We start from the raw sequence: 25,770 nt of genomic DNA, 5'->3' as shown, positions 1-25,770 counted from the left end.
TCCCGCATGGACATGATGCACGCAAGCCCGGGGCACGCTCCCTCCGCCCCGGCCGAGGCCCACGGTCACTCACATATCTTTCTCGGCGAAGGTCATGACCGCAACGAGCGCCGGACCTGGGCCGTCATCGCGCTCTGCGGTGTCATGATGGCCGCCGAGATCGTCGGCGGCATGCTGTTCGGCTCCATCGCCCTCGTCGCCGACGGCCTGCATATGTCGACGCATGCGGGGGCCCTCCTGCTCGCCGCAATGGCCTATCGCTATGCACGCCGGCATGCCGACGATGACCGCTTCACCTTCGGGACGGGTAAGTTCGGAGACCTCGCCGGGTTCACCAGCGCCATCGTGCTCGCGATGATCGCCCTGCTGATCGCTTACGAGGCGGTGCTCCGGCTCATCGAGCCCGTGGCCATCGACTACAACGAGACCATCGCCATCGCGGTGCTCGGCCTCGGCGTGAACCTCGCCAGCGTCTGGCTCCTGGGAAGCGACCACGACCACGGCCACGGACATCATCACGGCCACGAGCATGGTCACGAAGACCATGACGACGCGGCGCGGACCATCGTGACACCGACGGAGACGTTCGGCCTGGAGATCCACGAGGACGGCGTGCCGCCACGCTTCCGATTGACAGCGCAGGGTGCGGAGTCCCTCGCCCCGGTCGAGGCCATGACAATCGAGACGGTACGCCCGGACGGAACGCGGCAGACTTTCGCGATGACCCGCAAGGGCGACGTCGTCGAGAGCATCGAGATGATCCCAGAGCCCCACGCCTTCGAGGCGACCCTGTGCTTCCCGGGATCGGAACGGGCCGGGTCCGTGACCTTCGAGGAGCATGCGCATGGGCATCACGGCGCCATGCACCGGGACAACAACATGCGAGCGGCCGTGGTGCACGTGGTGGCCGACGCCGCCGTCTCGGTGCTGGTGATCGGCGGCCTTTTGCTCGCCCGCTTCCTGGGTTGGACCTGGATGGATCCCTTGGCCGCCATCATCGGATCGGTCGTGATCGCGAGTTGGGCCTACACCTTGGTACGGGACACGGGTGGGGTCCTTCTCGACATGCAGCCCGATCAGGGTCTCGTCCGGAAGGTGCGGAGCGTCATCGAGGAACAGGGCGACCGCGTCGCCGACCTGCACGTGTGGCGGTTGGGCCCCGGTCACCTCGGTGCCATCGTCTCGGTTGCCACGGCACAGGCGCGCGGGCCGGACTTCTATCGTCACCTTCTCGCGCCGTTCGGAAACCTGTCCCACCTCACGGTCGAGATCCGTATGGTGCCGCGCCGATAGAGGCATTGCGCCTTCCGTCTCGCTGACACGTCTCGGACTTCTCGGAGGCCCCCGTGCTGCCCCGGCAGGGGCGACATTCGGTCCAACCGCCGAGACGGTCCCTCTCGGTCCGTTCGCAGCCTCGGTGCCCGGCAACGAGACCGCCTCCGATGAGTGGCCAAGTGCCGCCTTGAGAAAAATTGCGGTCGTCGGAATCGGCGACTCGCGAAATCACGCTTCGTCGCGAGGCTCGGAGCGCCTCTATCAAAGGGGACGACCGTGCCGAACGGGGTAAAGCCCCACCCGATTATAGCCCGGTCTCAACCCGCCCTGGCAGGCCATTGCCGGTGCAGGTCGTCGATGACGAAGGCATGCTCGTGCCGACCGTGTCCGATCCCCTGGACGTGGGGATGGGACGGGTCGAGATCCCCGTGGGCATGTTCGACGACATCCGGGTCTGACGCGGGCCAGAGCAAGGCGGCCGCCACGACCCCCGCGACGGTCAGCGCGCCGAGGACCGCCAGGGTCGTCGGCATCCCGACGGTGGCGCCGAGCCATCCCGCCAGCGGGTAGGTCACGAGCCACGACGCGTGCGAGAGCGCGAACTGGGCGGCGAACACCGCCGGCCGGTCCTCGGGGCTCGCCGAGCGACGCAGCAGGCGTCCCGTAGGCGTCTGGGCGGCTGAGTAGCCGATCCCAAGGGCCAGCCACGTCCCGAGCAGCACCGGCCAGTCGATGGACCCGCCCCAGGTCAGCACCGCGACCCCGACGAGGACGACGCCAAGGAAGGCCGCGGACGGCAGCATGACGCCACGGTCTGACAAGCGGTCGAGCACCCGCGGCAGCACCAGGGCCGCGATCATCGAGCCGCCCCCGAAGAGCCCGAGCGCGATGGCGACGTCGTTCTGGGGGCGTCCGAGCAGGGCCTGGACGATCACCACGGTGTTGACGATGACCATCGCCCCTGCAGTGGCGACCGCGAGGTTGAGGGCGAGCAGGCCCCGAAGGCGCGGGGTCGCCAGGTAGATCCGCAGGCCTCGCGTGGTGCGGTCGTAGATCCCACCGGTGCGCTCCCTCCGCGTCGCCGCCGGCAACGTCACCGAGACGACCAGCGCCGCCGAGCACAGGAAGCCCACGACGGTGCCGCCGAACAACCAGTTGTAGCTGATGACCGTGAGCAGCAGGGCCGCCAGGGTCGGGCTGAGCAGGTTCTCCAGGTCGTAGGCGAGGCGCGAGAGCGACAGCGCCCGGGTGTAGTCGCGCTCGTCAGGCAGGATGTCCGGGATGGTGGCCTGGAAGGTCGGGGTAAACGCCGCCGAGGCCGACTGAAGCACGAAGATAAGGACGTAGATCTGCCAGACCTGATCGACGAAGGGCAGCATCAACGCGATGGCGGCCCGGACGAGGTCCGTAGCCACCAGGAAGGCACGGCGGGGAAGTTGCCCGGTGAACGCGCCGGCCACGGGAGCGACCACGACGTAGGCGACCATCTTGATCGCGAGGGCGGTGCCGAGAACCGCTCCGGCCCGGTCCCCGGCCAGCCGGTAGGCCAGCAGCCCCAGAGCGACCGTGAGCAAGCCTGTGCCGATTAGGGCGATGACCTGGGCGGCGAAGAGATGCCGGTAGGTCCGGTTCGCAAGGACGGCGAGCATGACGGTGGGTCCTAGAGGTACTTCGCCATGGCCTTGAACTCGGATAGGGCGTCCTTGGCGGACTTGCCCCCGTGTTCGACGCCGTCCGCCAGGCAATGCTCCATGTGGTCCTCGATCAGCACGCGCTTCGCGTTTGTGATCGCGCTCTCGACCGCGTGGAGCTGCTGGGCGAGGTCCACGCAAGGTCGCCCCTCCTCGATCATGGCGATGACGCCGGCGAGATGGCCGTGGGCGCGCTTGAGGCGCTTGACGATGTCGGGGTGCGACGCGTGCTGCATGTTGACATCCTATCCCCCCGGGTGGGATGTGGGAAGACGGATTTGCGGCCCAGTACGGCTGCATCGGGCGGAGGCGTGGCGTCGAGGGTGGGTCGGATCGGGCGGTTCCTATCGGTGCTCGTCGCAATCGTGCTGATGGCGACCTCGGTCATGCCGTTGGTCGCGGAAGCGCGCGGCGATAGCGCGGCCGCCCATGTCCACGCCTTCCACGGGATCGATCACGGCGACGACCACGACGGCGATCATGGTCCCGACGGGTCCGGTCCGGGTGACCTTGCCCATCACGCGCATTCCCACGCGCAGACCCTGGCGACTGCCCACCCATCCGGCATGCCGATGTCCGCGAGAGGCACCGACGTCCGGTTCCAGCCCGTCCACCACCTCGCCCGAAGGAGCGGCGAAGGCAGGGCGCCGTTCGAGCCACCTAGGGGCTGAGGCTGGGCCGCCCGGCACCGTCGGGCCCTTTCCTCCAACGCACCTGCGCTCCCCGGGCCTGCCATTCGGCGGCACCCGGCGGCGTTGGCTCATGGCATCGACATGTTCAGACGTACCCTCCTTGTCCTGGGGGCTGTCGGCGGCGGCTTCCTGATCGCGACCGTCTGGCCGGGCGCACCGGACGCGCTCCGGTCACGCCTTGCGCAAAGCGGGCTTCTCCCAACCACTCCCGCTGCCACCGGCAGCCCTGCATCGATGCCGGCGGCGGTACCGAAGCCCGAGGAGCCGGGCCTCGTCCGATTGACCCAGGACCAGATCGCCAAGGCCGGCATCCGCACCGACGCCGTCCAGGGCGGTCGGCTCGCCCGCCACCTCCACGTGCCGGGCACCATCGTCCCGAGCGCCAACAACACCGCCCGCATCGCGGTGAAGACCCAGGGGACGGTGGCTGAGCTGCGCAAGGGCCTCGGCGACCGGGTCGCCAAGGGCGAGGTCGTCGCCCTGCTCGACAGCCGCGAGATCGCCGACACCAAGAGCGAGTACCTCGCCGCCCGCCTGTCCGCCGGCCTGCAGAAGACCCTGTACGAGCGCGACCAGTCGCTGTGGGACAAGCGCATCTCGTCCGAGCAGCAGTACCTTCGTTCTCAGGCGAGCTACGAGGAGCTCAAGGTCAAGGTCGATTCGGCCCGGCGCAAGCTCACTTTTCTTGGGTTGAGCCCCGCCGAGATCGAGGCCCTGCCGACCCTGCCGGCGGCGCAGTTCGAGCGACAGGAGATCCGGTCCCCCATCGCCGGAAAGATCGTCGAACGCAGGGTCGACCTCGGCGCCGCGGTAGGACGCGACAACCTGGAGACCGAGCTCTACAGTGTGGTCAACCTTGCCCAGGTCTGGGTCGACCTCGCGGTCTCTCCGGGCGACCTGCCGCTGGCGCGCGAGGGCCAGACGGTCACCGTGTGGACCCAGGCGACCGGCGAGCGCGCCGAGGGCAGGATCGTCTTCATCGGCCCGGTCCTCGACCAGAACACCCGCGCCGCCCGGGTCGTGGCCGAGTTGCCCAACCCCGAGGAGCGGTGGCGGCCCGGGTCCTTCGTATCGGCGGAGATCGCGGTCTCGGACAAGCCGGTGCGCACCCTCGTCCCCTCCGAGGCGATCCAGACCATCGCGGGCAAGCCGACCGTGTTCGTGAAGGTCGAGGGCGGCTTCGAGGCGAGACCCATCGGAGTCGGGCGCTCCGACGACGGGCACGTCGAGATCACCACGGGGCTGGAGCCCGGCGACGTCATCGTCATCGGCAACAGCTTCATCCTGAAGGCCGAGCTCGGCAAGGCCGCGGCGGAGGACTGAGCCATGATCCGCCCGATCCTCGCCTTCTCCGTCACCAATCGCTACGCGGTCATCCTGGTGACCCTCATCGCCACCGCCCTCGGTGCGTGGTCGCTGTCCCGGCTACCCATCGACGCCGTGCCCGACGTCACCAACAACCAGGTCCAGATCAACGCCGTCGCCACGTCGCTGACGCCGGTCGAGATCGAGAAGCAGGTCACGGTGCTGATCGAGCGGGCGCTCGCCGGGACCCCCGGCCTGGAGACCATGCGCTCGTTCTCGCGCAACGGCTTCGCCCAGCTCACCGCGGTGTTCAGCGACAAGGTCGACGTCTACTTCGCCCGCGCCCAGGTCAACGAGCGCCTCGTCGAGGTCCGCGGGACGCTGCCGCCCGGGGTCGAGATCAAGCTCGGGCCGATCTCCACCGGCCTCGGGGAGATCTACTGGTGGGCGGTCGAGTACCTCCCGCCGGGCGAAGGGGCGCCCGTCCGGGACGGCAAGCCCGGCTGGCAGACGGACGGCAGCTACCTGACCCCCGAGGGCGAGCGCCTGACCGACGAGTTCCGTCGCACGGTCTACCTCCGCACGGTGCAGGACTGGATCATCCGGCCGCAGATGAAGAGCGTGCCCGGGGTCGCCGGCGCCGACGCCATCGGCGGCTACGTCAAGGAGTACCAGGTCCAGCCCGACCCGATGCGGCTCGTGGGCTACGGCCTGTCGTTCAAGGACGTGGCCGATGCCATCGAGGCCAACAACGCCACTCGTGGGGCCAACTACGTCGAGCGCAACGGCGAGGGCTACATCGTCCGGGCCGGCGGCCTGATCGAGAACATGGGCGAGATCGCCGAGATCGTGGTCGCGACCCGCGCCGGGGTGCCGATCCCGGTTCGCGACGTCGCGAACGTCACCATCGGGCGCGAGCTCCGGACCGGCTCGGCCAGCGAGAACGGGCACGAGGTGGTGCTCGGTACCGCCCTGATGCTCATAGGCGGCAACAGCCGCACGGTGTCGGCCGCGGCGGATGCCAAGATAACCGAGATCAACAAGCTGCTGCCTCCGGGCATCGTGGCGCGAACCCTCCTGAGCCGGACCGAGCTCGTCGACGCCACGATCAAGACGGTGGCCAGGAACCTCGCCGAGGGGGCGCTCCTCGTCATCGTCGTACTGTTCCTGGCGCTCGGCAACATCCGCGCCGCCATCATCACGGCGCTGGTCATCCCGGTGGCGATGATGCTGACCGCCACCGGTATGTTGGCAGGCCGCATCAGCGCCAACCTTATGAGCCTGGGCGCGCTAGACTTCGGCCTGATCGTCGACGGCGCGGTCATCATCGCCGAGAACAGCCTGCGCCACCTCGCCGAGCGCCAGCACGAGCTCGGTCGCAAGCTCACGCGGGACGAGAGGCTCACGACGGTACGGGTCTCGGCCGAGGAGATGATCAAGCCGACCGTCTACGGGCAGGCGATCATCATCCTCGTCTACGTGCCGCTCCTCACCTTCACCGGGGTCGAGGGCAAGACCTTCACGCCGATGGCGCTGACAGTCCTGATCGCCCTCGTGGCGGCATTCATTCTCTCGCTGACCTTCGTGCCGGCGATGATCGCGACCTTCGTCACCGGCCGCGTGAGCGAGTCCGAAAACGCCTTCATCCGGGGGATCAAGGCGGCCTACCGCCCACTCCTCGACGGTGCGATCCGGGCGCCCATAGCCTTCGTCGCGGGGGCGGTGGTCGTTCTCGGACTCGCGGCCGCCTTGTTCACGACCCTCGGGCAGGAGTTCGCCCCGACGCTCGACGAGAAGAACATCGTCATGGAGGCCCGGCGCATCCCGTCGACCTCGATCTCGCAGTCGCAATCGATGCAGCTCGGCGTCGAGGAGGCGATGAGCAAGTTTCCGCAGGTCGCCTTCGTGTTCTCGCGGTGCGGCACCCCGGACATCGCCGCCGACCCGATGCCGCCCAACGCCTGTGACGCCTACCTCATCATGAAGCCCCAGGCGGCGTGGCCCGATCCGGACCTGACCAAGGAGGCCATGATCGGCCAGCTTGAGGCGGAGGCGAAGCTGATCCCCGGCGCCCTGCTCGGGTTCTCCCAGCCGATCCAGATGCGCTTCAACGAGCTCGTCGCGGGCGTCCGCGACGACCTTGCGGTGAAGGTGTTCGGGGAGGAGTTCGGGCCGATGGTCGAGGGCGCCAACCGGATCGCCGGCATCCTGCGCGGGCTCGACGGCGCGGCGGACGTGAAGGTCGAGGAGGCGGTCGGCCTGCCGTTCCTGGACATCAGGATCGACCGGCGCGAGATCGCCCGGCGGGGCCTGAGCCTCGCCGACGTGCAGGACGTCATCGGCACGGCCATCGGCGGCAAGGACGCCGGCTTGGTGTTCGAGGGCGACCGTCGCTTCAAGATCGTAGTGCGCCTCTCCGACGCGATCCGCGGCGACGTCGAGGCACTGAAGAACCTGCCGCTGCCGCTGCCGGCCAAGACCGGGATGGCGGAGGGCGCGAGCGTGCCGCTCCGCCAGGTCACCTCGTTCAGTTTCACCGAAGGGCCCAACCAGGTCAGCCGCGAGGACGGACGCCGTCGGGTGGTGGTGACCGCCAACGTGCGCGGACGCGACATCGGCTCTCTCGTGGCGGAGGCGCAGGCACGCATCGCTAAGGAGGTGACGCTGCCGGCGGGCTACGAGGTGCGCTGGGGCGGCCAGTTCGAGAACCTGACGGCGGCGCGCCAGCGCCTGATGGTCGTGGTGCCGGCCTGCTTCGCCCTGATCTTCATCCTGCTGCTCGGGGCGCTCGGCTCGGCGCGCGACGCGGCCATCGTGTTCAGCGCGGTGCCGTTGGCGCTCACCGGCGGCGTCGCGGCCCTGTCGCTGCGGGGTATGCCGTTTTCGGTTTCGGCGGCGGTCGGGTTCATCGCCCTATCCGGGGTGGCGGTCCTCAATGGCCTCGTGCTCCTCAACCATGTCAAGCAACTGGTCGCCGATGGGGCCGACGTCCCGACCGCCGTTCGCGAGGGGGCGATGACCCGGCTCCGACCGGTGGTGATGACCGCACTCGTCGCGGCGCTCGGCTTCGTGCCGATGGCGCTGGCGACGGGCACGGGGGCGGAGGTCCAGAAGCCGCTGGCGACCGTGGTCATCGGCGGCTTGATCAGCGCGACCCTGCTCACCCTCGCCCTCCTGCCGGCGCTCTACACGCGGTTCGGGAAGGCGCCATTGATCCTGCAACCGGCCGAACGCATGTACCGACGATCCGCCAAGGCGGCCGAGTAAATGCGCATCACCCCTTCCGATGCCCGCCAATCTCACGACAGGACCGAGTTTTTCGGGAATGCTCGATTCGCTTCGAGAATTATGAGGCGATACGCTTGAACGTGCGCAGCACCTTCGCTCGCTATCGGCGAGGTGGAGTCACGTGACTTGCGCCGAGGCCCACCCCAGTGTCTGACGGGTCTCAAGAAACCGTCCTCATCGCACCTTTCGTATCGTCGTGACGGCGTAGTGGCCTTTCGCCCGATCGGCATCGAATTCGACGAAGTCTCCCGGTTTCAGGTTCTTGAGCAGCGTGGGGTCCGCGACGGCATAGCCCGTCGTCATTTCCTCCATGTCAAGGTTGAACTTGCAGCCAGTGGTCGAGTCGTAGGGCGCCCTCAGCTACACCGCGTCCTATCGACCCGGACGTTGGTTTCCGATGCCTGTCGATTAGGCCGCGAGGGGCAAGGTATCGGCCCCGTAGCCGGCGGCTCGGACGGCATCGACAAAGCGTCCGACCGGGGCACCGGCGGTGCTGGCGATCGCGACCGTGCCGACGGCGAGGTCGACCGCGACGGTGGCGCCGGCATCCACGGCGTGGATCGCGCGGGTCACCGACTTGGCGCAGCCGCCGCAGTTCATCCTGGTAACCTTGATCTCGAACATGACGACTATCCTGTTTGGTGACGTCATACCGAGATGGTGCTTCCCATGGTGGTAAGGTCAAGGGCCCTCGGATTGCTGATGCCGACCGATACCGCGCCGTCGATGGCCGGAGAGTGCGCCAATGACCCGGCATTCTCCGACCGCTCCATTCCCGCATTCGCCGATCATGCACGAAAGCTCGCCGCTCAGGGTAGTGAGCCAGGCGACCCGGGCGAGGTGGCGACGGGCAACTCGGTCATTTCGGCTCGGCTTGACGTGCCTAACCGGTCCTCAATGACGGTCGCCTAGGCATTCGCCGTGGTCGGACAGGACTTCGATGACCCGGCACTCGCCGACGCGTCCGTGCCCACATTCGCCGACCATGCGCGAGAGTTCGGCCCTTAAAGCGGTGAGGCGTTCGATGCGCCCGTCGACCTCGGCGAGATGCCGCCGGGCGATGACGTCGACCTCCGCGCAGGGAAGCTCCGGCCGGGCGTTAAGCGCGAGCAACTCGCGGATGGCATCGACCTCGAAACCGAGCTGCCGGGCGTGGCGGATGAAGGCCAGCCGCGCCACATGGGCCTGCCCGTAGCTTCGACGCCCCCCGGCGGTGCGTGGCGGGGCCGGCATCAGGCCGACATCCTCGTAGTAGCGCACCGTCGTCGCGAGGACGCCCGTGCGTTTCGATAGCTCGCCGATGGAAATTTCCATTTATCGCTTGCTCCTCCAGCCGCTGGAGGAATTAAGCCGTCGTCGACCCAGAAGGAAGACCGTCGATGGCCAGACCAGACGTCGCGATCCCCGGCCCACCAGACGACGCCATCCGATCCGCGATCCCGCCGCTCCGGCTGGTCGTCTCGGGAATGGATTGCGGCTCGTGCGCAGCGAAGATCGAGAACGCCGTCCGCGGCCTGGACGGGATCGTGGACGTCGCCGTCTCGGTCCCCGCCGGCACGGTGACGATCCGGCACCGCGCCGGCGTCACGCGGGCGACGCTGGCCGCCACCGTGACCTCACTCGGCTTCGGCGTCGCCGACCCTGCGGTCGATGGCGCTTCCGGGACGGGTGAACAACCGAACGTACCCGCATCCAAGGGGGACGATCCAGCGTGGTGGCGTGGCCCGCGGGGATGCCTCACCCTGGCGTGCGGCGGATCGCTCGCGGCGGCGTACCTTGCCGGCCAGGCCTATCCCGCAATGGCCCCCTACGCCTTCCTGGCGGCCATGGCGGTCGGCATCATGGCGATCGCCTGGCGGGCCCTCGTGGCAGCCCGCCTCGGGACGCCGTTCTCCATCGAGATGCTCATGACCATCGCGGCCGTTGGCGCGGTCTTCATCGGCGCCGTCGAGGAGGCGGCGAGCGTGGTGTTCCTGTTCCTCGTCGGCGAACTCCTCGAAGGCGTCGCGGCGAGCCGCGCACGTGCCTCGATCCGCGGCCTGACCGATCTCGTGCCGCGAACCGCCCTCGTCGAGCGTGACGGACGCGTCGAAGAGGTCCCGGCGGAGACGCTGATGATCGGATCGACGGTGATGGTGCGCCCGGGCGACCGCATCCCCGCGGACGGAACGGTGTCGGAGGGGATCGGCGAGGTCGACGAGGCGCCCGTGACCGGCGAGAGCGTGCCGAAGCGGAAGTCCGTGGACGATCCGGTCTTCGCGGGGACCATCAACGGCGGGTCCGTCCTGCGCGTGCGGGTCACAGCGGCGGCGCGCGACAACACCATCGCCCGGGTCGTCCGCCTCGTCGAGGAAACCCAGGACGCCAAGGCCCCGACCGAGCGGTTCATCGACCGCTTCTCCCGGTACTACACGCCGGCCGTCGTCGCGGTCGCGGTGCTGATCGCGACGGTGCCGCCGCTCCTCCACGGCGGCCCATGGCACGAATGGATCTACAAGGGCCTGGCGGTCCTCCTCATCGGATGCCCGTGCGCCCTGGTCATCTCGACGCCGGCGGCCATCGCGGCGGGTCTGTCGGCGGGCGCCCGCCGCGGCCTCCTGATCAAGGGCGGCGCCGTCCTCGAAACCCTCGGCACGGTCACGATGGTGGCCTTCGACAAGACCGGTACCCTGACCCTGGGGCAGCCCCGGGTCACGGACGTGGTCACCTTCGAGCGCTCCGAACGCGAGGTGCTGTCCCTCGCGGCCGCCCTGGAAAGCGGCTCGAACCATCCGCTCGCCCGCGCGATCCTGGCCAAGGCAAAGGAGGTCGGAGCCCCGGTCCCGCCGGCAGGCCCAGCCGAGGCCCTCGCCGGAACGGGAATTCTCGGGACGGTCGGCGGGATAGAAATCTTCCTCGGATCGGCCCAGGCGGCCGCCGGACGCGTCGACCTCACCCTTGAGCAGGCCTCGCGCGTCACGACCCTGACCGACGAGGGCAAGACGGTTTCCGTCCTCATCGCTGGCACCGCCGTGGCGGGGCTCGTGGCGATGCGGGACGAGCCGAGGCCCGACGCCGTGGAGGGCATCGCCGCTCTCCGCGCGCTCGGCGTCGACGTGGTCATGCTGACGGGGGACAACCGCAGGACCGCCGGTGCCATCGCGAAAACGCTCGGTATGACGCCCCGGGCCGAACTCCTTCCCCAGGACAAGCTGGGCATCGTCCGCGAGATGCAGGCGAGCGGCAAGGTCGTGGCGAAGGTCGGGGACGGCATCAACGATGCGCCCGCCCTGGCCGCTGCCAATGTCGGGATCGCCATGGGCGGCGCCGCGGACGTCGCGCTGGAGACGGCCGACGCCGCCGTCCTGCACGGACGGGTGGCTGACGTCGGCCGGATGATCGTCCTGTCGCGGCGGACGATGGCGAACATCCGGACCAACGTGGCGATCGCGCTAGGCCTGAAGGCGGTGCTGCTATGCACGACCGTCCTCGGCATCACCGGGCTCTGGCCCGCCATCCTCGCAGACACCGGCGCGACCGTGCTCGTCACGGCCAACGCGCTGCGGCTACTCCGGACCAGGATCTGAACGATAATGCCAAAGGATCACGACGACCACGACCAAGACCACGCTGACCATGGGCATGGGGACCATGGCGGGCATGCGCATGGACCGGGACACGCGCACGCCCCGGCGAGCTTCGGGAAGGCGTTCGCCATCGGCATCGCCCTCAACGTAGGCTTCGTCGCCGTCGAGGCCACCTTTGGCGTCCTCGCGAACTCGGTCGCCCTGCTCGCGGATGCCGGCCACAACCTCTCGGACGTGCTCGGCCTCGTGGTGGCCTGGGTCGCCATGGTGCTTGCCAAGCGCGCCCCAAGCGCCCGCTACACCTATGGGATGAAGGGGTCGTCGATCCTGGCGGCCCTTTTCAACGCGGTGTTCCTACTGGTCGCCGTCGGAGCCATCGCCTGGGAGGCGATCCAGCGCTTCGGCGAGCCAGCCCCGGTCGCCGGCAAGACCGTGATGATCGTGGCCGCGGTCGGCATCCTCGTGAACGGCGTCACCGCCTGGCTGTTCGCCTCCGGCGCCAAGGGCGACATCAACATCAAGGGCGCCTTCCTGCACATGGCCGCCGACGCCGCCGTCTCGGCGGGCGTGGTCATCGCCGGCCTCGTGATCCTCTATACCGGGTGGACCTGGCTCGATCCCGTCGTCAGCATCGCCATCGTCGCGGTCATCGTATGGAGCACCTGGGGCCTCCTGCGCGACAGCCTCACGCTGTCCCTCGCCGCCGTCCCGCCCGGCATCGATCCGGCCGCCGTCCGAAGCCACCTCAAAGGACTGCCGGGCGTCACCGCCCTGCACGACCTGCACGTCTGGGCGATGAGCACCACCGAGACCTGCCTGACGGCGCACCTTCTGATGCCCGGCGGCCGCCCCGACGACGCCTTCCTGATGGACGCAGCCGCCGGGATCAGGGAACGGTTCGGCATCGGCCACACCACCCTGCAGGTCGAGACGAGCGCCGACAACGCCTGCGCCCTCGCGCCCGACCACGTCGTCTGAGGGCGTGATGCCAGCCTGGGTCTATACGCTCATCCCCGCGGTCGCCGCCATCGTCGGAGCGGCGGTCGCGGTCAACCTGCGGCCAGGCCCGGTCCTGGTCAGCGCCATCCAGCATTTCGCGGCCGGCGTCGTCTTCGCCGCGGCGGCGGGCGAGATCCTGCCGGACCTCAAGCATGCCGGATCGATCTGGGCCACCCTAATCGGCGGCGGGCTCGGGGTTGCGGCGATGCTCGGCGTCCGCGCCCTGGAGCAACGCGTGAAAGGGCCGGTCGGCCTGATGTCGGTCACCGGCATCGACATCCTGGTGGACGGCCTGGTGCTCGGCATCGCCTTCGCGGCCGGGGGCAAGGCCGGCATCCTGCTCACCGTCGCCCTGACCATCGAGGTGCTGTTCCTCGGCCTGACGGTGGCCAACGAGCTCGGCGAGGGCGGCGCCTCGAAGCGGAAGGTCGTCGGCCTGACGGCCGCCCTTGTCCTCCTCCTGCCCCTCGGGGCGCTCCTCGGCGGGCCCATCGGCGCGCTACCAGCGGCCGTCCAGGGCGGCTTCCTCGCCTTCGGGCTGATCGCGCTCCTGTACCTCGTGACGGAGGAACTGCTCGTCGAGGCACACGAGACGGAAGACAGGCCCTGGGTCACCGCGATGTTCTTCGTGGGCTTCCTGCTCCTCCTCCTTCTCGACGAGATGATCGGCTGACCGGATTCCTCCGTCCCGGGGGTATCCCATCGTGGCGATGTCGGGGGATTGGCTGGGTGGACCGCACCGACGTACCGCCGCCATCGAAGGGCGGCCAATGGCGGCGAGCGTCGCAAAACCGTGATCGAGCGCCTCTGAACCGGCCGGTCCGTGGCCTCGCGATCCTCGTTCGCGAGGCCACGGGAGCACCGGAAGCCTCCAGGATGGATGAACGTAGGTTTCAGGCCCCGTTCAAGGCACCATGGCCATCCTGGCGGCATCATCCCACGAGGAACGAGCCATGCGCGCCCACATTTCAGCCCTACTCGCCGCAACCCTGATCCTCGCCCCCGCCGCGGCGTCGGCCCAATACTACGGCGGCGATTTCGATCGGCGGGGCGGCGCCCATGTCGACCGCTACCATCACGGCGACCACGACGACGTCGTCATCCACCGTCCGCAACGGGATTATGGCGACCGAGCCTTCTATGGGGAGCGTCGGTTCTACGGCGAGCGCGAGCACCACCACCATCATCATCACGACGATTATTGAGGCTCCGTCCTCGTCGAGGGTCACCCGGCATATACGGGTGGCCCTGAATGGTTCATAAGGCGACCATGACCACGGGACCCCGGATCAGGGCCTACGAGACGATGCGCGGCTGGTGGGCGACCACCGTCCGCGGGCTTTCGCTCGTCCTGGTCATGGCGCTCGTGGTCCCCGGCGCGATCCATTCCGCCGAGGCACATCGGTCCGTCAGTCACGAACTCTCCATGTCGGCCCCGACGGATGTCGCCCGAACGGATCACGCCGATACCTGCCCGGCCTGCCACGCCAACTGCGGCTGCCACCAAGCCCTGAACGTCGACGTGACGCCTGCCCTCCCGTCCCGCGGGAACGCGCGCGCCTCCTATGCGACCGTAACCACTGCCATCGGATCGGTCTCGCCCGACCGCCTTCCCAGGCCGCCTCGCGCCTGAGGCGACGTCGCCACGTCCGTGGCACGTCCCGGCCGGCCCCTCGCAGGACCCTGCCGCCTCACCATCGCGAAACCCCAGTACGGGACCGTCCCAAGCCGCACGAACGGCGTTGCGACGTCCCCGGCGGACCCGGTCCTTTCCCATGCGTGCATTTCTTTCCGTGGCCTTCCTGGCCATCGGCATCGCCATCGGCGGTGCCTTCCCCCGCGTGTCCGAGGTCGTGCAGGGCGCACTCGCCGCCGCCGGCCTGACGAACGCCCGGGCAGCGCCGCCGACCAACGCAGCCATGATCAAGCCGACGACCGCAGCCGCCGACGACGGGCACGGTCAGGGCGAGCCCGGCCATGAGCATGCCGTGGGTGAGGCTAAGCCGGAAGCGGGCGGCCACAAGCACGCCGAGGGCGAGGCGCACGGCCACGACGAGGAGGGCGAGGGCAAGATCAAGATGTCCGCCGAGCAGGCCGCCGAGCAGGACATCAAGCTGGCGACGGTCGAGGGCGGCACCCTATCGCGCCACCTGCTGGTGCCGGGCACCATCGCCCAGGACGCGGACCGGATCGCACGGGTGCCCGTGCGCGTCGTCGGCACCGTCTCCGAGATGCGAAAGCGCCTCGGCGAGGAGGTCGCCAAGGGCGAGGTCGTGGCCGTCCTCGACAGCCGCGAGGTGGCCGAGGCGAAGAGCGACTTCCTCACCGCGACGGTCAAGGCCGACCTGGAGAAGACGAACTTCGACCGGCAGCAGGCGCTCTGGGACAAGCGGATCTCGGCGGAATCGGCGTTTTTGAACGCCAAGGCCGCATACTCGGAGGCGACCCTGCGCGTCGACCTCGCCCGGCAGAAGCTGTCGGCCCTGGGGCTGAACGCGGCCGAGGTCGCGACGTCCGCCAAGAAGGACGAGACCACCCCGAACCTGTCGTCGCTGCGCCGCTACGAGCTCAAGTCCCCGCTCGCCGGCCGCGTGGTCGAGCGTAAGGTCGATGTCGGAACCGCAGTGGGCAAGGAGGGCGATCCGGCCGACGTCTACACGGTCGCCGACCTGTCCTCCGTGTGGATCGAGCTCGCCATCCCGACCACGGAGCTCTCGAAGGTCCGCGAGGGCGCCAAGGTCACCATCGTCGGAGGCGACGATGGTCCCCGCGGCGAGGGCAAGGTCGTCTTCGTCAGCCCGATCCTCAACCCCGAGACGCGCTCGGCCCGGGTCATCGTCGCCCTGCCGAACAAGGACATGGCCTGGCGCCCCGGCACCTTCGTGACCACCGAGGTCGAGATCGCGCAGGACAAGGTCGGGGTCCGGCTGGCGAAGTCCGCCATCCAGACCATCGGTGGCGAGAAGGTCGTGTTCGTTCGCACAGCGGAGGGCTTCGAACGCCGGGACGTGACCATCGGCAAGGCCGACGACGACGCCTTCGAGATCCTCTCGGGGCTGAAGCCCGGCGACGAGGTTGCTGTCGCCAACTCTTTCGTCCTGAAGGCCGAGCTCGGCAAGGCCGAAGCCGACCACGACCATTGAGCGGGGACCGGCCATGATCTCGAAGATCCTCGACTTCTCCGTCCACCAGCGCTGGCTCGTGGTGCTCCTGTCGCTCTTAGCGGCCGGCTTCGGAGTTTTCTCGCTGACCAAGCTCCCCATCGACGCGGTGCCGGACATCACCAACAACCAGGTGCAGATCAACACCACGGCGCCTTCCCTCAGTCCCGTGGATATCGAGAAGCAGGTGACATACCCGGTCGAGACCGCGCTCGCCGGCATCAAGGGGCTGGAATACACCCGCTCGCTTTCGCGCAACGGGTTCTCCCAGGTCACCGCCGTCTTCTCCGAAAAGCTCGACATCTACTTCGCACGGCAGCAGGTCGCGGAGCGGATCGGCGAGGCCAAGTCGACCCTGCCGCCGGGGGCCGAGCCGCACATGGGCCCGATCTCGACGGGCCTCGGCGAGATCTACATGTGGTCGATCCACTACGCCCAACCGAAGGATCGTAAGGTCTCCCCGGACGGCAAGGCGGGCTGGCAAGGTGACGGGAGCTACCTGACCCCGGAGGGCCAGCGGCTCGCGACCGAGCTCGAACGCACCGCCTACCTGCGTACGGTCCAGGACTGGATCATCCGCCCCCAGGTGAAGACCGTGCCGGGCGTCGCCGGCGTCGCCGGCATCGGCGGCTTCGACAAGCAGTACCATGTCCAGCCGGACCCGATGAAGCTGACGGCCCTCGACCTGTCGTTCGCCGACATCGGCCGGGCGCTGGAGGCCAACAACGCCAACCAGGGCGCGCGCTACCTGGAGGACAACGGCGAGGGCTACGTCGTGCGCGCCGCCGGCCGCCTGGAGACCATGGAGGACATCGGCTCCGTGGTCGTGACCACGCGCGGCGGCGTGCCGGTGCGCATCTCCGACATCGCCGAGGTCCGGATCGGGCGCGACCTGCGCACCGGGTCGGGCAGCGAGGACGGGCGCGAGGTCGTCATCGGCACCGCCCTGATGCTGATCGGCGAGAACAGCCGCACCGTGGCGGCGGCCGTCGACGCCCGCATGGCCGAGATCCGCCGCACGCTCCCGCCCGGCGTCGAGGTCCAGACCGTCCTCAACCGGACCCTGCTGGTCGAGGCCACGATCCGGACCGTGGCCAAGAACCTGGCCGAGGGCGCCGCCCTCGTCATCGTCATCCTGTTCCTGCTGCTCGGCAACATCCGCGCCGCCATCGTCACGGCGCTGGTGATCCCGGTGGCGATGCTGATGACCATGACCGGCATGGTCCAGGGTCGGATCAGCGCCAACCTGATGAGCCTCGGCGCCCTCGACTTCGGCCTCATCGTCGATGGGGCCGTCATCATCACCGAGAACGCCCTTCGCCACCTCGCCGAGAGACAGGGGGAGCTCGGGCGCAAGCTCGACCTGGAGGAGCGCCTCGTCACCGTGCGCGCCTCGGCCGAGGAGATGATCAAGCCGTCCCTCTACGGGCAGGCCATCATCATCCTCGTCTACGTGCCGCTGCTCACCTTCACCGGGGTCGAGGGCAAGATGTTCGAGCCGATGGCGCTCACCGTCATCATCGCCCTCGTCTCTGCCTTCGTTCTTTCGCTGACTTTCGTGCCGGCGATGATCGCCATCGTCATCACCGGCAAGGTCACGGAGAAGGACAACGTCATCATCCGCGGGATCAAGGCGGCCTACCGTCCGGTCCTCGGTGCCGCCCTGCGCGTCCCGATGACCTTCGTCGCCGTCGCCCTGGTCCTGCTCGTCGGCGCCGGTTTCCTGTTCACAAAGCTGGGGCAGGAGTTCATCCCCCAGCTCGACGAGAAGAGCATCGCGCTGAACGCCCAGCGCATCCCGTCGACCTCGCTGACCCAGTCGCAGGCGATGCAGCTGAAGGTCGAGCAGGCCATCAGCCGATTCCCCCAGGTCGCCTACGTCTTCTCGAAGACCGGCACCGCCGAGGTCGCCTCCGACCCGATGCCGCCGAGCTCGTCCGACACCTTCGTCATCCTGAAGCCGCAGGAGGAATGGCCCGAACCGGACCTGTCCAAGGCCGACCTGCAGGAGCGGATCGAGAAGACCCTGGGGGGGCTCGCCGGCAACGTCTACGAGTTCTCGCAGCCGATCCAGCTTCGCTTCAACGAGTTGTTGGCCGGCACCCGCGGCGACCTCGCCGTGAAGGTGTTCGGCGAGGAGTTCGAACCGATGCTCAAGGCCGCCAACCAGGTCGCCGCGATCCTGCGCGGGACCGAGGGTGCCGACGACGTCAAGGTCGAGCAGACGGCGGGCCTGCCGTTCCTGGAGATCAAGATCAACAAGACGGAAGCGGCCCGCCTCGGCCTGAGCACGTCCTCGATCCAGGACGTCATCGGCGCGGCCATCGGCGGCCGCGAGGCCGGCATGGTGTTCGAGGGCGACCGCCGCTTCCCCATCGTCGTGCGCCTCAACGACAAGGTGCGCGAGGACCGCGAGGCGCTGGAGAACATCCCGGTGCCCCTGCCTGCGGGACTGAACGGGCGCGCCGCTTCGGTGCTGCTTAAGCAGGTCGCGAGCTTCTCGGTCACGGAAGGGCCGAACCAGATCTCGCGCGAGAACGGGCGGCGGCGGGTCGTGGTCACGGCTAACGTGCGCGGTCGAGACATCGGCTCGCTCGTTTCCGAGGCGCAGGCCAAAGTCGCATCGGGGGTCCAGCTACCGGCGGGCTACTACGTGACCTGGGGCGGGCAGTTCGAGAACCTCGCCTCGGCCCGGCAGCGCCTGATGGTCGTTGTCCCGGTGTGCTTCTTCCTGATCTTCCTGCTGCTGTTCTCGGCCCTGAACTCGGCGCGGGACGCCCTCCTGGTGTTCAGCGCGGTCCCGCTGGCGTTGACCGGCGGCATCGCCGCCCTGTGGCTGCGGGGGATGCCGTTCTCGGTGCCCGCTGCGGTGGGCTTCATCGCCCTGTCCGGGGTGGCGGTGCTCAACGGCCTCGTGATGCTGACCTACATCAAGCAGCTCATTGCGGAAGGGCGGCCACGGCGCGAGGCCATCCTGGAGGGTGCGATGACCCGGCTCCGGCCGGTGGCGATGACGGCCCTCGTGGCATCGCTCGGGTTCGTGCCGATGGCGCTGGCGACCGAGACGGGGGCCGAGATCCAGCGGCCGCTCGCCACCGTGGTGATCGGCGGATTGATCAGCGCGACCCTGCTGACCCTCGTTGTCCTGCCGGCCCTCTACGCGCGCTTCGCTGGTGCCGTCGCCCCGAGGAAGGCCACCGTCGAGAAGGATGGTCCCCATGCACGCCCCGTCCTGCCCCAGGCGGCGGAGTAAGCCGATGCCTCGCCGCCCCATGCTCGCCCTGGCGATGTTGGCGTGGACAGGCGCGGCCTTGGCCGTGGAACCGACGGCCGGCGAGGCGCCGTTCGGATTGGCCTGGGGAACCGTAGACCGAGTCGACGCGCCTTCGATGGTCGACCGCGAGGCGAACCTGACCGGTCTGTACTATTTCCACGACCGTCCGCTCGCCTCGGGACCCGACACCGTCGAGGTGGTCCTGGTGGTGTGCAGGGAGCAGGGCCTGCAGCAGGTCGTCTGGCTCGGGCGGCCACTCGATGGACCGGCTTACGACACCGCCCTGGAGACCATCCGGCGCGAGGGGGTGCGCCGTTACGGCGAGCCACGGCCGGGCCCCGCCCCGGGGTCGCTGGTATGGCCCTCGGGCCGGGCTGTCCTGGCGACGCGCACGTCGCCGGACGGCACCCGCGCGTTGGTGATGTCCATGTCCGGCCCGGATTACGCGGCCTGCTCGGAGAACCACCGCACTGTCACTGGCCACCCCGCCGGTGCCCACATGGCGGACCTGATCGGCGAGACAGTCCCTTGAGTGTGCCGAAGCGTCATGTGCGGGTACGCCTCGTCGCCCATTCGATAATGCTTCGGTATCGGATCATGGGGCGATGACCGGCAAGAAGCTCGCCCGGCAGATCGGGGAATGGGGGGGCGGAAGCAGGCGCCGACGCAAGGTACGGCCGCATGTCCTGAAGGCGGCGCAACGGTCCTTCCTGATGGCGTCGTTGGCCATCGCCGCCGTGCTTTTCTTGTATTGTTGGCTACACACGTAGCGATAAGGCCGCCTGGCGCCCATTGAATGCTTCCGCATGCGGAGCCATCAGGGTGGCGAGAACGATGTCCTCAAGCTCTCGCCATGCTTGTCGGCCTACAACTGGACGGTGTCGCCTCGATAGCGGGCGAAGGTGCCGCGCCCGGACGGCCCGAACAGGACGACGTCGTAGACGTCCGGCTCCATGCCCTCGACCACCATGCCTGGCGATCCGGTCGGCATCCCCGGCACAGCCAGCCCCGTACCCTGGGGCTTCTCCACCAGGAGGCGCTTGATCGCCCCGGCCGGGACGTGCCCCTCGACGACGTAGCCGCCGACCTGGGCGGTGTGGCAGGAGGCGAGTTCCCTCGGGACCCCGAGGCGGACCTTGAGCGGGTTCACGGGCCCCTCGGTCACCGTCACCGTGAACCCGTTTTCGCGGAGGTGCGCCACCCATTTCTCGCAGCAGCCGCAGGTCGGGTCCTTCGTCACCGCGACCGTTGGCAGGCCCTGCGCCAGGGCATGCCGCCCGAAGGCCACCGATGCCGCCATGCCCAGGACCACGGCGCGCCGGGTCGTCCTCGTCGTGTCGATCATGTTCGCTCTCCCGTCCTCACTCGGCTGCCAACGGTAATGTTTCACGTTCGACGGATTTCACCGCGGTATCGGACCTCGGTAGCCCCCAGCCCTTGACCAAGCCGTAGACCGCCGGGATCACCACGAGCGTCAGCACGGTCGACGAGACCATCCCGCCGATCATCGGCACCGCGATGCGCTGCATGACCTCGGAGCCGGCGCCGGTGCTCCAGAGGATGGGGATGAGGCCGGCCATGATGGCGGTGACCGTCATCATCTTCGGGCGCACCCGCTCGACCGCGCCGACCATGATGGCCCGCCGCAAATCCTCGCGGGACAGGGGCCGCCCCCCTCGGTCACAAGCGGCCCGGACCTCGTCGAGGGCGTGGTCGAGGTAGACCAGCATGATCACGCCGGTCTCGGCCGCGACGCCGGCGAGCGCGATGAAGCCGACCGCAACCGCCACGGACATATTGAAGCCCATCCACCACATCAGCCAGATGCCGCCGACCAGGGCGAACGGCAGCGACAGCATGACGATGAGCGTCTCGGTCAGGCGCCGGAAGTTGATGAACAGCAGCAGGAAGACGACGAGCAGCGTCAGCGGCACCACCACCTTCATGCGCGCCTCGGCCCGCTCCAGGTACTCGTACTGCCCGCTCCACTGCAAGGTCGTGCCCTGGGGCAGTTTCACCTCCCTCGATACGGCGGCGCGTGCGTCGGCGACGTAGCCGCCGAGGTCGCGTCCGCTCAGGTCGACGAAGATGTAGACCGCGAGCTGGCCGTTCTCGGTGCGGATCGAGGTCGGTCCGCGGGTCAGCGCCACCTTGGCGACCTCGCGCAACGGCACCGTGCCCCCGGCCGGCAGCGGCACCTGCACCTCGTCGGCGATGGCCCGCGGATCGGACCGGAAGGCCCGCGGGTAGCGCACGTTGACCGTGTAGCGCTCGCGCCCTTCGACGGTGTTCGTCACGCTCTGGCCGCCGAGTGCGGTCGCGATGACGTCCTGCACGTCCCCAACCATCAGGCCGTAACGGCCGAGCGCCTCCCGGTCCGGTGTGATGTCGAGGAAGTAGCCGCCGATGACCCGCTCGGCGTAGGCGCTGGACGTGCCCGGCACGTTGCGCACCACCGCCTCGACCTGGCGGGCGACGCCCTCCATCTCCTTCAGGTCCGTTCCCAGCACCTTGATGCCGACGGGCGTGCGGATGCCGGTCGAGAGCATGTCGATGCGGGCGCGGATCGGCTGCGTCCAGGCGTTCGACACGCCCGGGAACTGCAGCGCCTTGTCCATCTCGGCCTTGAGCGAGGCCTGCGTCACCCCCGGGCGCCACTCTGCCTGAGGCTTCAGGGTGATGATGGTCTCGAACATCTCCATCGGCGCCGGGTCGGTCGCGGTGTTGGCGCGACCTGCCTTGCCGTAGACCGAGGCCACCTCCGGGAAGGACTTGATGATGCGGTCCTGGGTCGCCAGCAGCTCGGCGGCCTTGGTCACCGACACGCCCGGCAGGGTCGTCGGCATGTACATCAGCGTGCCCTCGTTCAGGTCGGGCATGAACTCGGAACCGAGTTGCCGGGCCGGCCAGACGGTCGCCGCGAGGATGCCAAGGGCGAGCAGGATGGTGAGGACGCGAGCTCGCAGCACGCCGGCGATGAGCGGCCGGTAGAGCCAGATGAGGAGCCTGTTCAGCGGGTTGCGGTGCTCCGGGATGATCCGGCCCCGCACGAACAGCACCATCAGCGCCGGAACCAGGGTCACCGACAGGATCGCGGCCGCCGCCATGGCGAAGGTCTTGGTGAAGGCCAGCGGCCCGAACAGCCGTCCTTCCTGGCTCTCCAGGGTGAAGATGGGCAGGAACGAGACCGTGATGATGAGGAGCGAGAAGAACAACGACGGACCGACCTCGGAGGCTGCCTCCACCAGGATCTCGACCCGGGGCTTGCCCGGCGGCGCCCGCTCCAGGTGCTTGTGGGCGTTCTCGATCATGACGATGGCGGCGTCGATCATGGCGCCGACCGCGATGGCGATGCCGCCGAGGCTCATGATGTTGGCGCCCAGACCCAGCGCCCGCATGCCGACGAACGCCATGAGGATTCCCACGGGCAGCATCAGGATGGCGACGAGCGCGCTCCGGACGTGCAGCAGGAACACGATGCAGACGATGGAGACGACGATGCTCTCCTCGACGAGCGTGTGACGCAGGGTCTCGATGGCCGCGTCGATGAGCTGCGAGCGGTCGTAGACCGGCAGGATCTCGGTGCCCGCGGGCAGGCTTTTCGCCACCTCCGCGAGCTTCGCCTTCACCCCCTCGATGACGTTCAGCGCGTTCGCGCCGAAGCGCTGCAGGACGATGCCGCCGGCGACCTCGCCCTCGCCGTTCATCTCCGTGAGGCCTCGCCGCTCGTCCGGGCCGAGCTCGACGCGGGCCACGTCCCGGACCCGCAGCGGCGTGCCGCCCGCGGTCTTCAGGACGATGTTCTCGATGTCGGCGACGCTGCGCAGATAGCCGCGGCCGCGCACCATGAACTCGAACTCGGAGAGTTCCACCGTGCGGCCGCCGACGTCGGCGTTGCTCGACCGGATCGCGTCCCGGAGCTTGTTGAGGCTGATGCCCTGCGCCCGCAGCCGGTTTGGGTCGACCACGACGTTGTACTGCTTGACGAAGCCGCCGACGCCGGCGACCTCGGCCACGCCCTCGGCGCGCGAGGCACCGAACCGGACGACCCAGTCCTGCAGCGACCGGAGTTCCGCGAGCGTTCGCTCCTTGGCGACCACGACGTACTGGTAGACCCAGCCCACGCCCGTCGCGTCGGGCCCGAGCGTCGGGGTCACGCCGGCCGGGAGCTTGCTGGCGGCGGCGTTGAGGTATTCGAGCACCCGCGAGCGGCCCCAGTACGGATCGGTGCCGTCCTCGAAGATGATGTAGACGAACGACACGCCGAAGAACGAGAAGCCCCGCACGACCTTGGCCTTCGGCACCGTCAGCATGGCGGTGGTCAGCGGGTAGGTGACCTGATCCTCCACGACCTGCGGAGCCTGACCCGGGTACTCGGTGTAGACGATGGCCTGCACGTCCGAGAGGTCGGGGATGGCGTCGAGCGGAAGGGTCCGCAGCGCCAGGACGCCGGCCGCGACCGCGAACACGGTTCCGACCAGCACCAGGACGAGGTTGCGGGCCGACCAGCCGATGAGGCGCGCGATCATGGCGTCGCTCCCGCGTCGGCGGCCTGCCGGTCGTCCTTGGGGGGCGCCATGCCCTGCAGCGCCGCCTTCAGGTTGCTCTCGGCGTCGATGAGGAAGTTCGCCGCCGTCACCACCGTGTCGCCGGCCGCGACGCCGTCGCGGATCTCGGTGTAGCCGCCGCCGCGCACGCCGACCTTCACGGCCTTGGGCTCGAAGCGACCCTGGCCCCGGTCGATCAGCACGACCTGGCGCTCGCCGGTGTCGATGACCGCGTCGTCCGGCACCGCCACGACCGGCTTGGCGTCGCCCGTCGCGATCTCGACGTCGGCGTACATGTCGGGCAGGAGCGTGCCGTCCGGGTTTTGGAGCTCGATGCGCACCCGCGTGACCCGGGTCTCAGGGTTCACCTGCGGGTAGATCACTCCGACCTTGCCGGTGAAGGTACGGCCCGGGGCCGAACGCAGGCGGATCGTGGCGACCTGCCCGACGCGGACGTTGGCGAGGTCGCGCTCCGGCACGTCGGCCAGTACCCACATCGTCGCGATGTCGCCGATGCGGAACAGGGTGTCGCCGGCCGCGGCCTTCATGCCCTCGATGGCGGTCCGCTGCAGGACGATGCCGTCCCGGGGCGCAGACCACGTGATCGCCATCGGCACCTTCCGGGTGCGCTCCATCTCCTCGATGACCGCCTCGGAGACGTTCAGGTTCTGTAGGCGCCTCCGAGACCCGTCGAAGCCGGGGTTGGCGATGAGCTGGGCCGCCGCCGCGTTGATCTCGGGCGAGTAGACGTGGACCAGCGCCTGGCCCTTTCGGACGCGGTCGCCGGTGGTGACGTTCTCGACGTGGTCGACGTAGGCGTCCGAGCGGGTCGCGATGACCGTCACCCGACGCTCGTCGAGGGCGACCGTTCCGGGCACCCGGACGGGCTGCGCCACGACCCGGCGCTCGACGACCTCGGTCCGCACGCCGGTGCGCTGGACCTTGCCGGGCGAGAGGGTCACGACGTTGCCGTCGCTGTCCTCGCCTTCGTAGACGGGGATGTAGTCCATCCCCATCGAATCCTTCTTGGGCGTCGCCGAGGTGTCCGGCAGGCCCATCGGGTTGCGGTAGTAGAGCAGCTTGCGGGTGCCCGCGTCGGGCTTTTCGGCCTTCGTCGTTCCAGGCGCCGCCGTGTCGTGCCCGGGCACGTCGTGCCCGGCCATGTCGGGGGACATCGCCTCGCCCTCCCGGGCCTTGTCGAAGCGCACGTCCTCGCTGGCCCGCACCGCCCGGAAGTCGTGCCCGTCCGCAGTGGTTCTCGGCGACGCGGAGTAGACGGGCTTCCCATCAGGATCCTGGTAGTACACCACCTGACCCGAGACCTTCGCCGACGCCGGCGCCTGCGGACCCGCCATGGCGGCCGGAACCCGGTGGGCGAATTCGGTCCGTGCGCGCTCGACGAGGACCGGAGCGAGGCTGCCATCATGCCACGCCCAGTACCCGGCGCCCCCAACCGCGAGCGCGGCGAGTGAGCCGACGAGCCATGCCGAGCGGCTCATTTGACGGCCTTGAAGACGAGCTTGTCCTCGACCGTGCCTATCTCGCCCTGGACCTTCGCCCCCAGCGACAGCCGCCAGCCTCCGGCCATCGTGAGCTTCGCCTTGAAGCGGTAGAGGCCCGGCTCCGTGGAGGAAATCTGCTCGATCGTCGAGGTCATCTCGTTCATGCTGTCGGGCGCCATGTCGATGCGCTTGGCGAAGATCACCGCGTCCGGCACCGGCTTGCCGGTACGCTTGTCCACGAGGCGCACCGAGAGGACGGCCTCGCCGACCTTCGCCTCTGTCCGGGTCAGCTCGAAGGCGTAGTCCTTGATGCCGGCGAGCGCCGGCATGGCCGTTACCGACAGGGCGGCACCGAGCAGCGCGGCCGCGAGAGCGCGCGCGAGGGGGTTCTTGATCACGGGGTTCGTCTCCTGAACACGATGGATGGCCACGCGTGGACGCGCGGCATCGTGCCGGCGCTCACGCCGGCG

At 69.0% G+C, this 25,770-nt stretch carries 22 protein-coding genes; 12 read left to right on the top strand and 10 right to left on the bottom strand.

Annotated elements, in window-relative coordinates; translation table 11 throughout:
• Positions 1-15: 15 nt before the first annotated feature.
• A complete protein-coding gene (gene dmeF / locus AO398_RS08965; protein ID WP_058191821.1) occupies positions 16-1,293 on the top strand; it encodes a CDF family Co(II)/Ni(II) efflux transporter DmeF in 1,278 nt (425 codons plus the stop codon).
• Positions 1,294-1,592: 299 nt separating this feature from the next.
• Here dmeF and AO398_RS08960 read toward each other — a convergent pair whose 3' ends face one another.
• The 3 genes from AO398_RS08960 to AO398_RS28790 form a co-directional block, all read right to left on the bottom strand.
• The gene (locus AO398_RS08960) at positions 1,593-2,924 is read right to left on the bottom strand and encodes an MFS transporter (protein WP_058191707.1); all 1,332 of its coding nucleotides are present in this window, start codon (positions 2,922-2,924) and stop codon (positions 1,593-1,595) included.
• An 11-nt stretch (positions 2,925-2,935) separates the two neighbouring features.
• Positions 2,936-3,202 carry a metal-sensing transcriptional repressor gene (locus AO398_RS08955; protein ID WP_058191706.1) on the bottom strand — a complete coding sequence of 89 codons (267 nt, stop codon included), beginning with the start codon at positions 3,200-3,202 and terminating at the stop codon, positions 2,936-2,938.
• 108 nt (positions 3,203-3,310) lie between these two features.
• Positions 3,311-3,484 carry a hypothetical protein gene (locus AO398_RS28790; protein WP_160329319.1) on the bottom strand — a complete coding sequence of 58 codons (174 nt, stop codon included), beginning with the start codon at positions 3,482-3,484 and terminating at the stop codon, positions 3,311-3,313.
• Positions 3,485-3,892: 408 nt separating this feature from the next.
• Here AO398_RS28790 and AO398_RS08945 point away from each other — a divergent pair, with 408 nt between their 5' ends.
• Positions 3,893-4,981: an efflux RND transporter periplasmic adaptor subunit gene (locus tag AO398_RS08945; protein ID WP_243987305.1), complete on the top strand. Its 1,089-nt coding sequence runs from the start codon at positions 3,893-3,895 to the stop codon at positions 4,979-4,981.
• Between the two features lie 3 nt (positions 4,982-4,984).
• Positions 4,985-8,230 (top strand): CusA/CzcA family heavy metal efflux RND transporter, encoded by a 3,246-nt coding sequence (locus AO398_RS08940; protein ID WP_058191703.1) that lies wholly within the window; start codon positions 4,985-4,987, stop codon positions 8,228-8,230.
• 195 nt (positions 8,231-8,425) lie between these two features.
• Here the strand turns inward: AO398_RS08940 and AO398_RS27380 are convergent, their stop codons facing one another.
• Positions 8,426-8,563 (bottom strand): copper-binding protein, encoded by a 138-nt coding sequence (locus tag AO398_RS27380; RefSeq protein ID WP_082643200.1) that lies wholly within the window; start codon positions 8,561-8,563, stop codon positions 8,426-8,428.
• Between the two features lie 96 nt (positions 8,564-8,659).
• Entirely contained in the window at positions 8,660-8,875 is a 216-nt protein-coding gene (locus AO398_RS08935) for a heavy-metal-associated domain-containing protein (protein ID WP_058191702.1), read from the bottom strand.
• Positions 8,876-8,953: 78 nt separating this feature from the next.
• On the opposite strand from AO398_RS08935, the gene AO398_RS28235 reads away from it, so the two are divergent.
• A complete protein-coding gene (locus AO398_RS28235) occupies positions 8,954-9,163 on the top strand; it encodes a hypothetical protein (RefSeq protein WP_152997471.1) in 210 nt (69 codons plus the stop codon).
• Here AO398_RS28235 and AO398_RS08930 read toward each other — a convergent pair.
• Entirely contained in the window at positions 9,146-9,565 is a 420-nt protein-coding gene (locus AO398_RS08930) for a helix-turn-helix domain-containing protein (protein WP_058191701.1), read from the bottom strand. The two genes, AO398_RS28235 and AO398_RS08930, sit on opposite strands and share 18 nt — an antisense overlap.
• A gap of 65 nt (positions 9,566-9,630) precedes the next feature.
• On the opposite strand from AO398_RS08930, the gene AO398_RS08925 reads away from it, so the two are divergent.
• The 8 genes from AO398_RS08925 to AO398_RS08890 all read left to right on the top strand — a co-directional run bounded on the left by AO398_RS08925 (position 9,631) and on the right by AO398_RS08890 (position 19,783).
• The gene (locus tag AO398_RS08925) at positions 9,631-11,817 is read left to right on the top strand and encodes a heavy metal translocating P-type ATPase (RefSeq protein ID WP_058191700.1); all 2,187 of its coding nucleotides are present in this window, start codon (positions 9,631-9,633) and stop codon (positions 11,815-11,817) included.
• Between the two features lie 6 nt (positions 11,818-11,823).
• Positions 11,824-12,795 (top strand): cation diffusion facilitator family transporter, encoded by a 972-nt coding sequence (locus AO398_RS08920; protein WP_058191699.1) that lies wholly within the window; start codon positions 11,824-11,826, stop codon positions 12,793-12,795.
• 7 nt (positions 12,796-12,802) lie between these two features.
• Positions 12,803-13,489, top strand: coding sequence for a hypothetical protein (locus AO398_RS08915; RefSeq protein ID WP_058191698.1), 687 nt, complete (start codon positions 12,803-12,805; stop codon positions 13,487-13,489).
• A 280-nt stretch (positions 13,490-13,769) separates the two neighbouring features.
• Positions 13,770-14,021 carry a hypothetical protein gene (locus AO398_RS28785; RefSeq protein WP_058191697.1) on the top strand — a complete coding sequence of 84 codons (252 nt, stop codon included), beginning with the start codon at positions 13,770-13,772 and terminating at the stop codon, positions 14,019-14,021.
• 65 nt (positions 14,022-14,086) lie between these two features.
• Positions 14,087-14,449, top strand: coding sequence for a hypothetical protein (locus AO398_RS08905; protein ID WP_243987297.1), 363 nt, complete (start codon positions 14,087-14,089; stop codon positions 14,447-14,449).
• Positions 14,450-14,591: 142 nt separating this feature from the next.
• On the top strand, positions 14,592-15,959 hold the full coding sequence (locus AO398_RS08900) for an efflux RND transporter periplasmic adaptor subunit (protein WP_058191696.1): 1,368 nt from the start codon (positions 14,592-14,594) through the stop codon (positions 15,957-15,959).
• A 13-nt stretch (positions 15,960-15,972) separates the two neighbouring features.
• A complete protein-coding gene (locus tag AO398_RS08895) occupies positions 15,973-19,230 on the top strand; it encodes a CusA/CzcA family heavy metal efflux RND transporter (RefSeq protein ID WP_058191695.1) in 3,258 nt (1,085 codons plus the stop codon).
• A 4-nt stretch (positions 19,231-19,234) separates the two neighbouring features.
• Positions 19,235-19,783: a hypothetical protein gene (locus AO398_RS08890; protein WP_058191819.1), complete on the top strand. Its 549-nt coding sequence runs from the start codon at positions 19,235-19,237 to the stop codon at positions 19,781-19,783.
• Positions 19,784-20,116: 333 nt separating this feature from the next.
• On the opposite strand, the gene AO398_RS08885 is transcribed toward AO398_RS08890, so the two are convergent.
• Genes AO398_RS08885 through AO398_RS08870 form a run of 4 tightly spaced genes read right to left on the bottom strand, consistent with a single transcriptional unit; the run spans position 20,117 to position 25,698 of the window.
• Complete coding sequence (locus AO398_RS08885) at positions 20,117-20,596, bottom strand: DUF411 domain-containing protein (protein WP_058191694.1); 480 nt, start codon at positions 20,594-20,596, stop codon at positions 20,117-20,119.
• Between the two features lie 16 nt (positions 20,597-20,612).
• Positions 20,613-23,780, bottom strand: coding sequence for a CusA/CzcA family heavy metal efflux RND transporter (locus AO398_RS08880; RefSeq protein ID WP_058191693.1), 3,168 nt, complete (start codon positions 23,778-23,780; stop codon positions 20,613-20,615).
• The gene (locus AO398_RS08875) at positions 23,777-25,297 is read right to left on the bottom strand and encodes an efflux RND transporter periplasmic adaptor subunit (RefSeq protein WP_058191692.1); all 1,521 of its coding nucleotides are present in this window, start codon (positions 25,295-25,297) and stop codon (positions 23,777-23,779) included. The genes AO398_RS08880 and AO398_RS08875 overlap by 4 nt, the downstream gene beginning before the upstream one ends.
• On the bottom strand, positions 25,294-25,698 hold the full coding sequence (locus AO398_RS08870; RefSeq protein WP_058191818.1) for a FixH family protein: 405 nt from the start codon (positions 25,696-25,698) through the stop codon (positions 25,294-25,296). The genes AO398_RS08875 and AO398_RS08870 overlap by 4 nt, the downstream gene beginning before the upstream one ends.
• Positions 25,699-25,770 lie beyond the last annotated feature (72 nt).

Origin of the sequence: Methylobacterium sp. GXS13 (assembly GCF_001455965.1) — a bacterium.
Classification (GTDB): domain Bacteria; phylum Pseudomonadota; class Alphaproteobacteria; order Rhizobiales; family Beijerinckiaceae; genus Methylobacterium.
The sequence above is the reverse complement of the archived record's forward strand: the minus strand, read 5'-3'. Positions and strand labels throughout refer to the sequence as shown.

Excerpts from the sequence above, each read along its gene's own strand:
- dmeF (WP_058191821.1), top strand. The coding sequence starts at position 16 with ATGCACGCAAGCCCGGGGCACGCTCCCTCCGCCCCGGCCGAGGCCCAC.
- AO398_RS08960 (WP_058191707.1), bottom strand. The coding sequence starts at position 2,924 with ATGCTCGCCGTCCTTGCGAACCGGACCTACCGGCATCTCTTCGCCGCC.
- AO398_RS08955 (WP_058191706.1), bottom strand. The coding sequence starts at position 3,202 with ATGCAGCACGCGTCGCACCCCGACATCGTCAAGCGCCTCAAGCGCGCC.
- AO398_RS28790 (WP_160329319.1), bottom strand. The coding sequence starts at position 3,484 with ATGGGCAAGGTCACCCGGACCGGACCCGTCGGGACCATGATCGCCGTC.
- AO398_RS08945 (WP_243987305.1), top strand. The coding sequence starts at position 3,893 with ATGCCGGCGGCGGTACCGAAGCCCGAGGAGCCGGGCCTCGTCCGATTG.
- AO398_RS08940 (WP_058191703.1), top strand. The coding sequence starts at position 4,985 with ATGATCCGCCCGATCCTCGCCTTCTCCGTCACCAATCGCTACGCGGTC.
- AO398_RS27380 (WP_082643200.1), bottom strand. The coding sequence starts at position 8,563 with ATGGAGGAAATGACGACGGGCTATGCCGTCGCGGACCCCACGCTGCTC.
- AO398_RS08935 (WP_058191702.1), bottom strand. The coding sequence starts at position 8,875 with ATGTTCGAGATCAAGGTTACCAGGATGAACTGCGGCGGCTGCGCCAAG.
- AO398_RS28235 (WP_152997471.1), top strand. The coding sequence starts at position 8,954 with ATGCCGACCGATACCGCGCCGTCGATGGCCGGAGAGTGCGCCAATGAC.
- AO398_RS08930 (WP_058191701.1), bottom strand. The coding sequence starts at position 9,565 with ATGGAAATTTCCATCGGCGAGCTATCGAAACGCACGGGCGTCCTCGCG.
- AO398_RS08925 (WP_058191700.1), top strand. The coding sequence starts at position 9,631 with ATGGCCAGACCAGACGTCGCGATCCCCGGCCCACCAGACGACGCCATC.
- AO398_RS08920 (WP_058191699.1), top strand. The coding sequence starts at position 11,824 with ATGCCAAAGGATCACGACGACCACGACCAAGACCACGCTGACCATGGG.
- AO398_RS08915 (WP_058191698.1), top strand. The coding sequence starts at position 12,803 with ATGCCAGCCTGGGTCTATACGCTCATCCCCGCGGTCGCCGCCATCGTC.
- AO398_RS28785 (WP_058191697.1), top strand. The coding sequence starts at position 13,770 with ATGCGCGCCCACATTTCAGCCCTACTCGCCGCAACCCTGATCCTCGCC.
- AO398_RS08905 (WP_243987297.1), top strand. The coding sequence starts at position 14,087 with ATGACCACGGGACCCCGGATCAGGGCCTACGAGACGATGCGCGGCTGG.
- AO398_RS08900 (WP_058191696.1), top strand. The coding sequence starts at position 14,592 with ATGCGTGCATTTCTTTCCGTGGCCTTCCTGGCCATCGGCATCGCCATC.
- AO398_RS08895 (WP_058191695.1), top strand. The coding sequence starts at position 15,973 with ATGATCTCGAAGATCCTCGACTTCTCCGTCCACCAGCGCTGGCTCGTG.
- AO398_RS08890 (WP_058191819.1), top strand. The coding sequence starts at position 19,235 with ATGCCTCGCCGCCCCATGCTCGCCCTGGCGATGTTGGCGTGGACAGGC.
- AO398_RS08885 (WP_058191694.1), bottom strand. The coding sequence starts at position 20,596 with ATGATCGACACGACGAGGACGACCCGGCGCGCCGTGGTCCTGGGCATG.
- AO398_RS08880 (WP_058191693.1), bottom strand. The coding sequence starts at position 23,780 with ATGATCGCGCGCCTCATCGGCTGGTCGGCCCGCAACCTCGTCCTGGTG.
- AO398_RS08875 (WP_058191692.1), bottom strand. The coding sequence starts at position 25,297 with ATGAGCCGCTCGGCATGGCTCGTCGGCTCACTCGCCGCGCTCGCGGTT.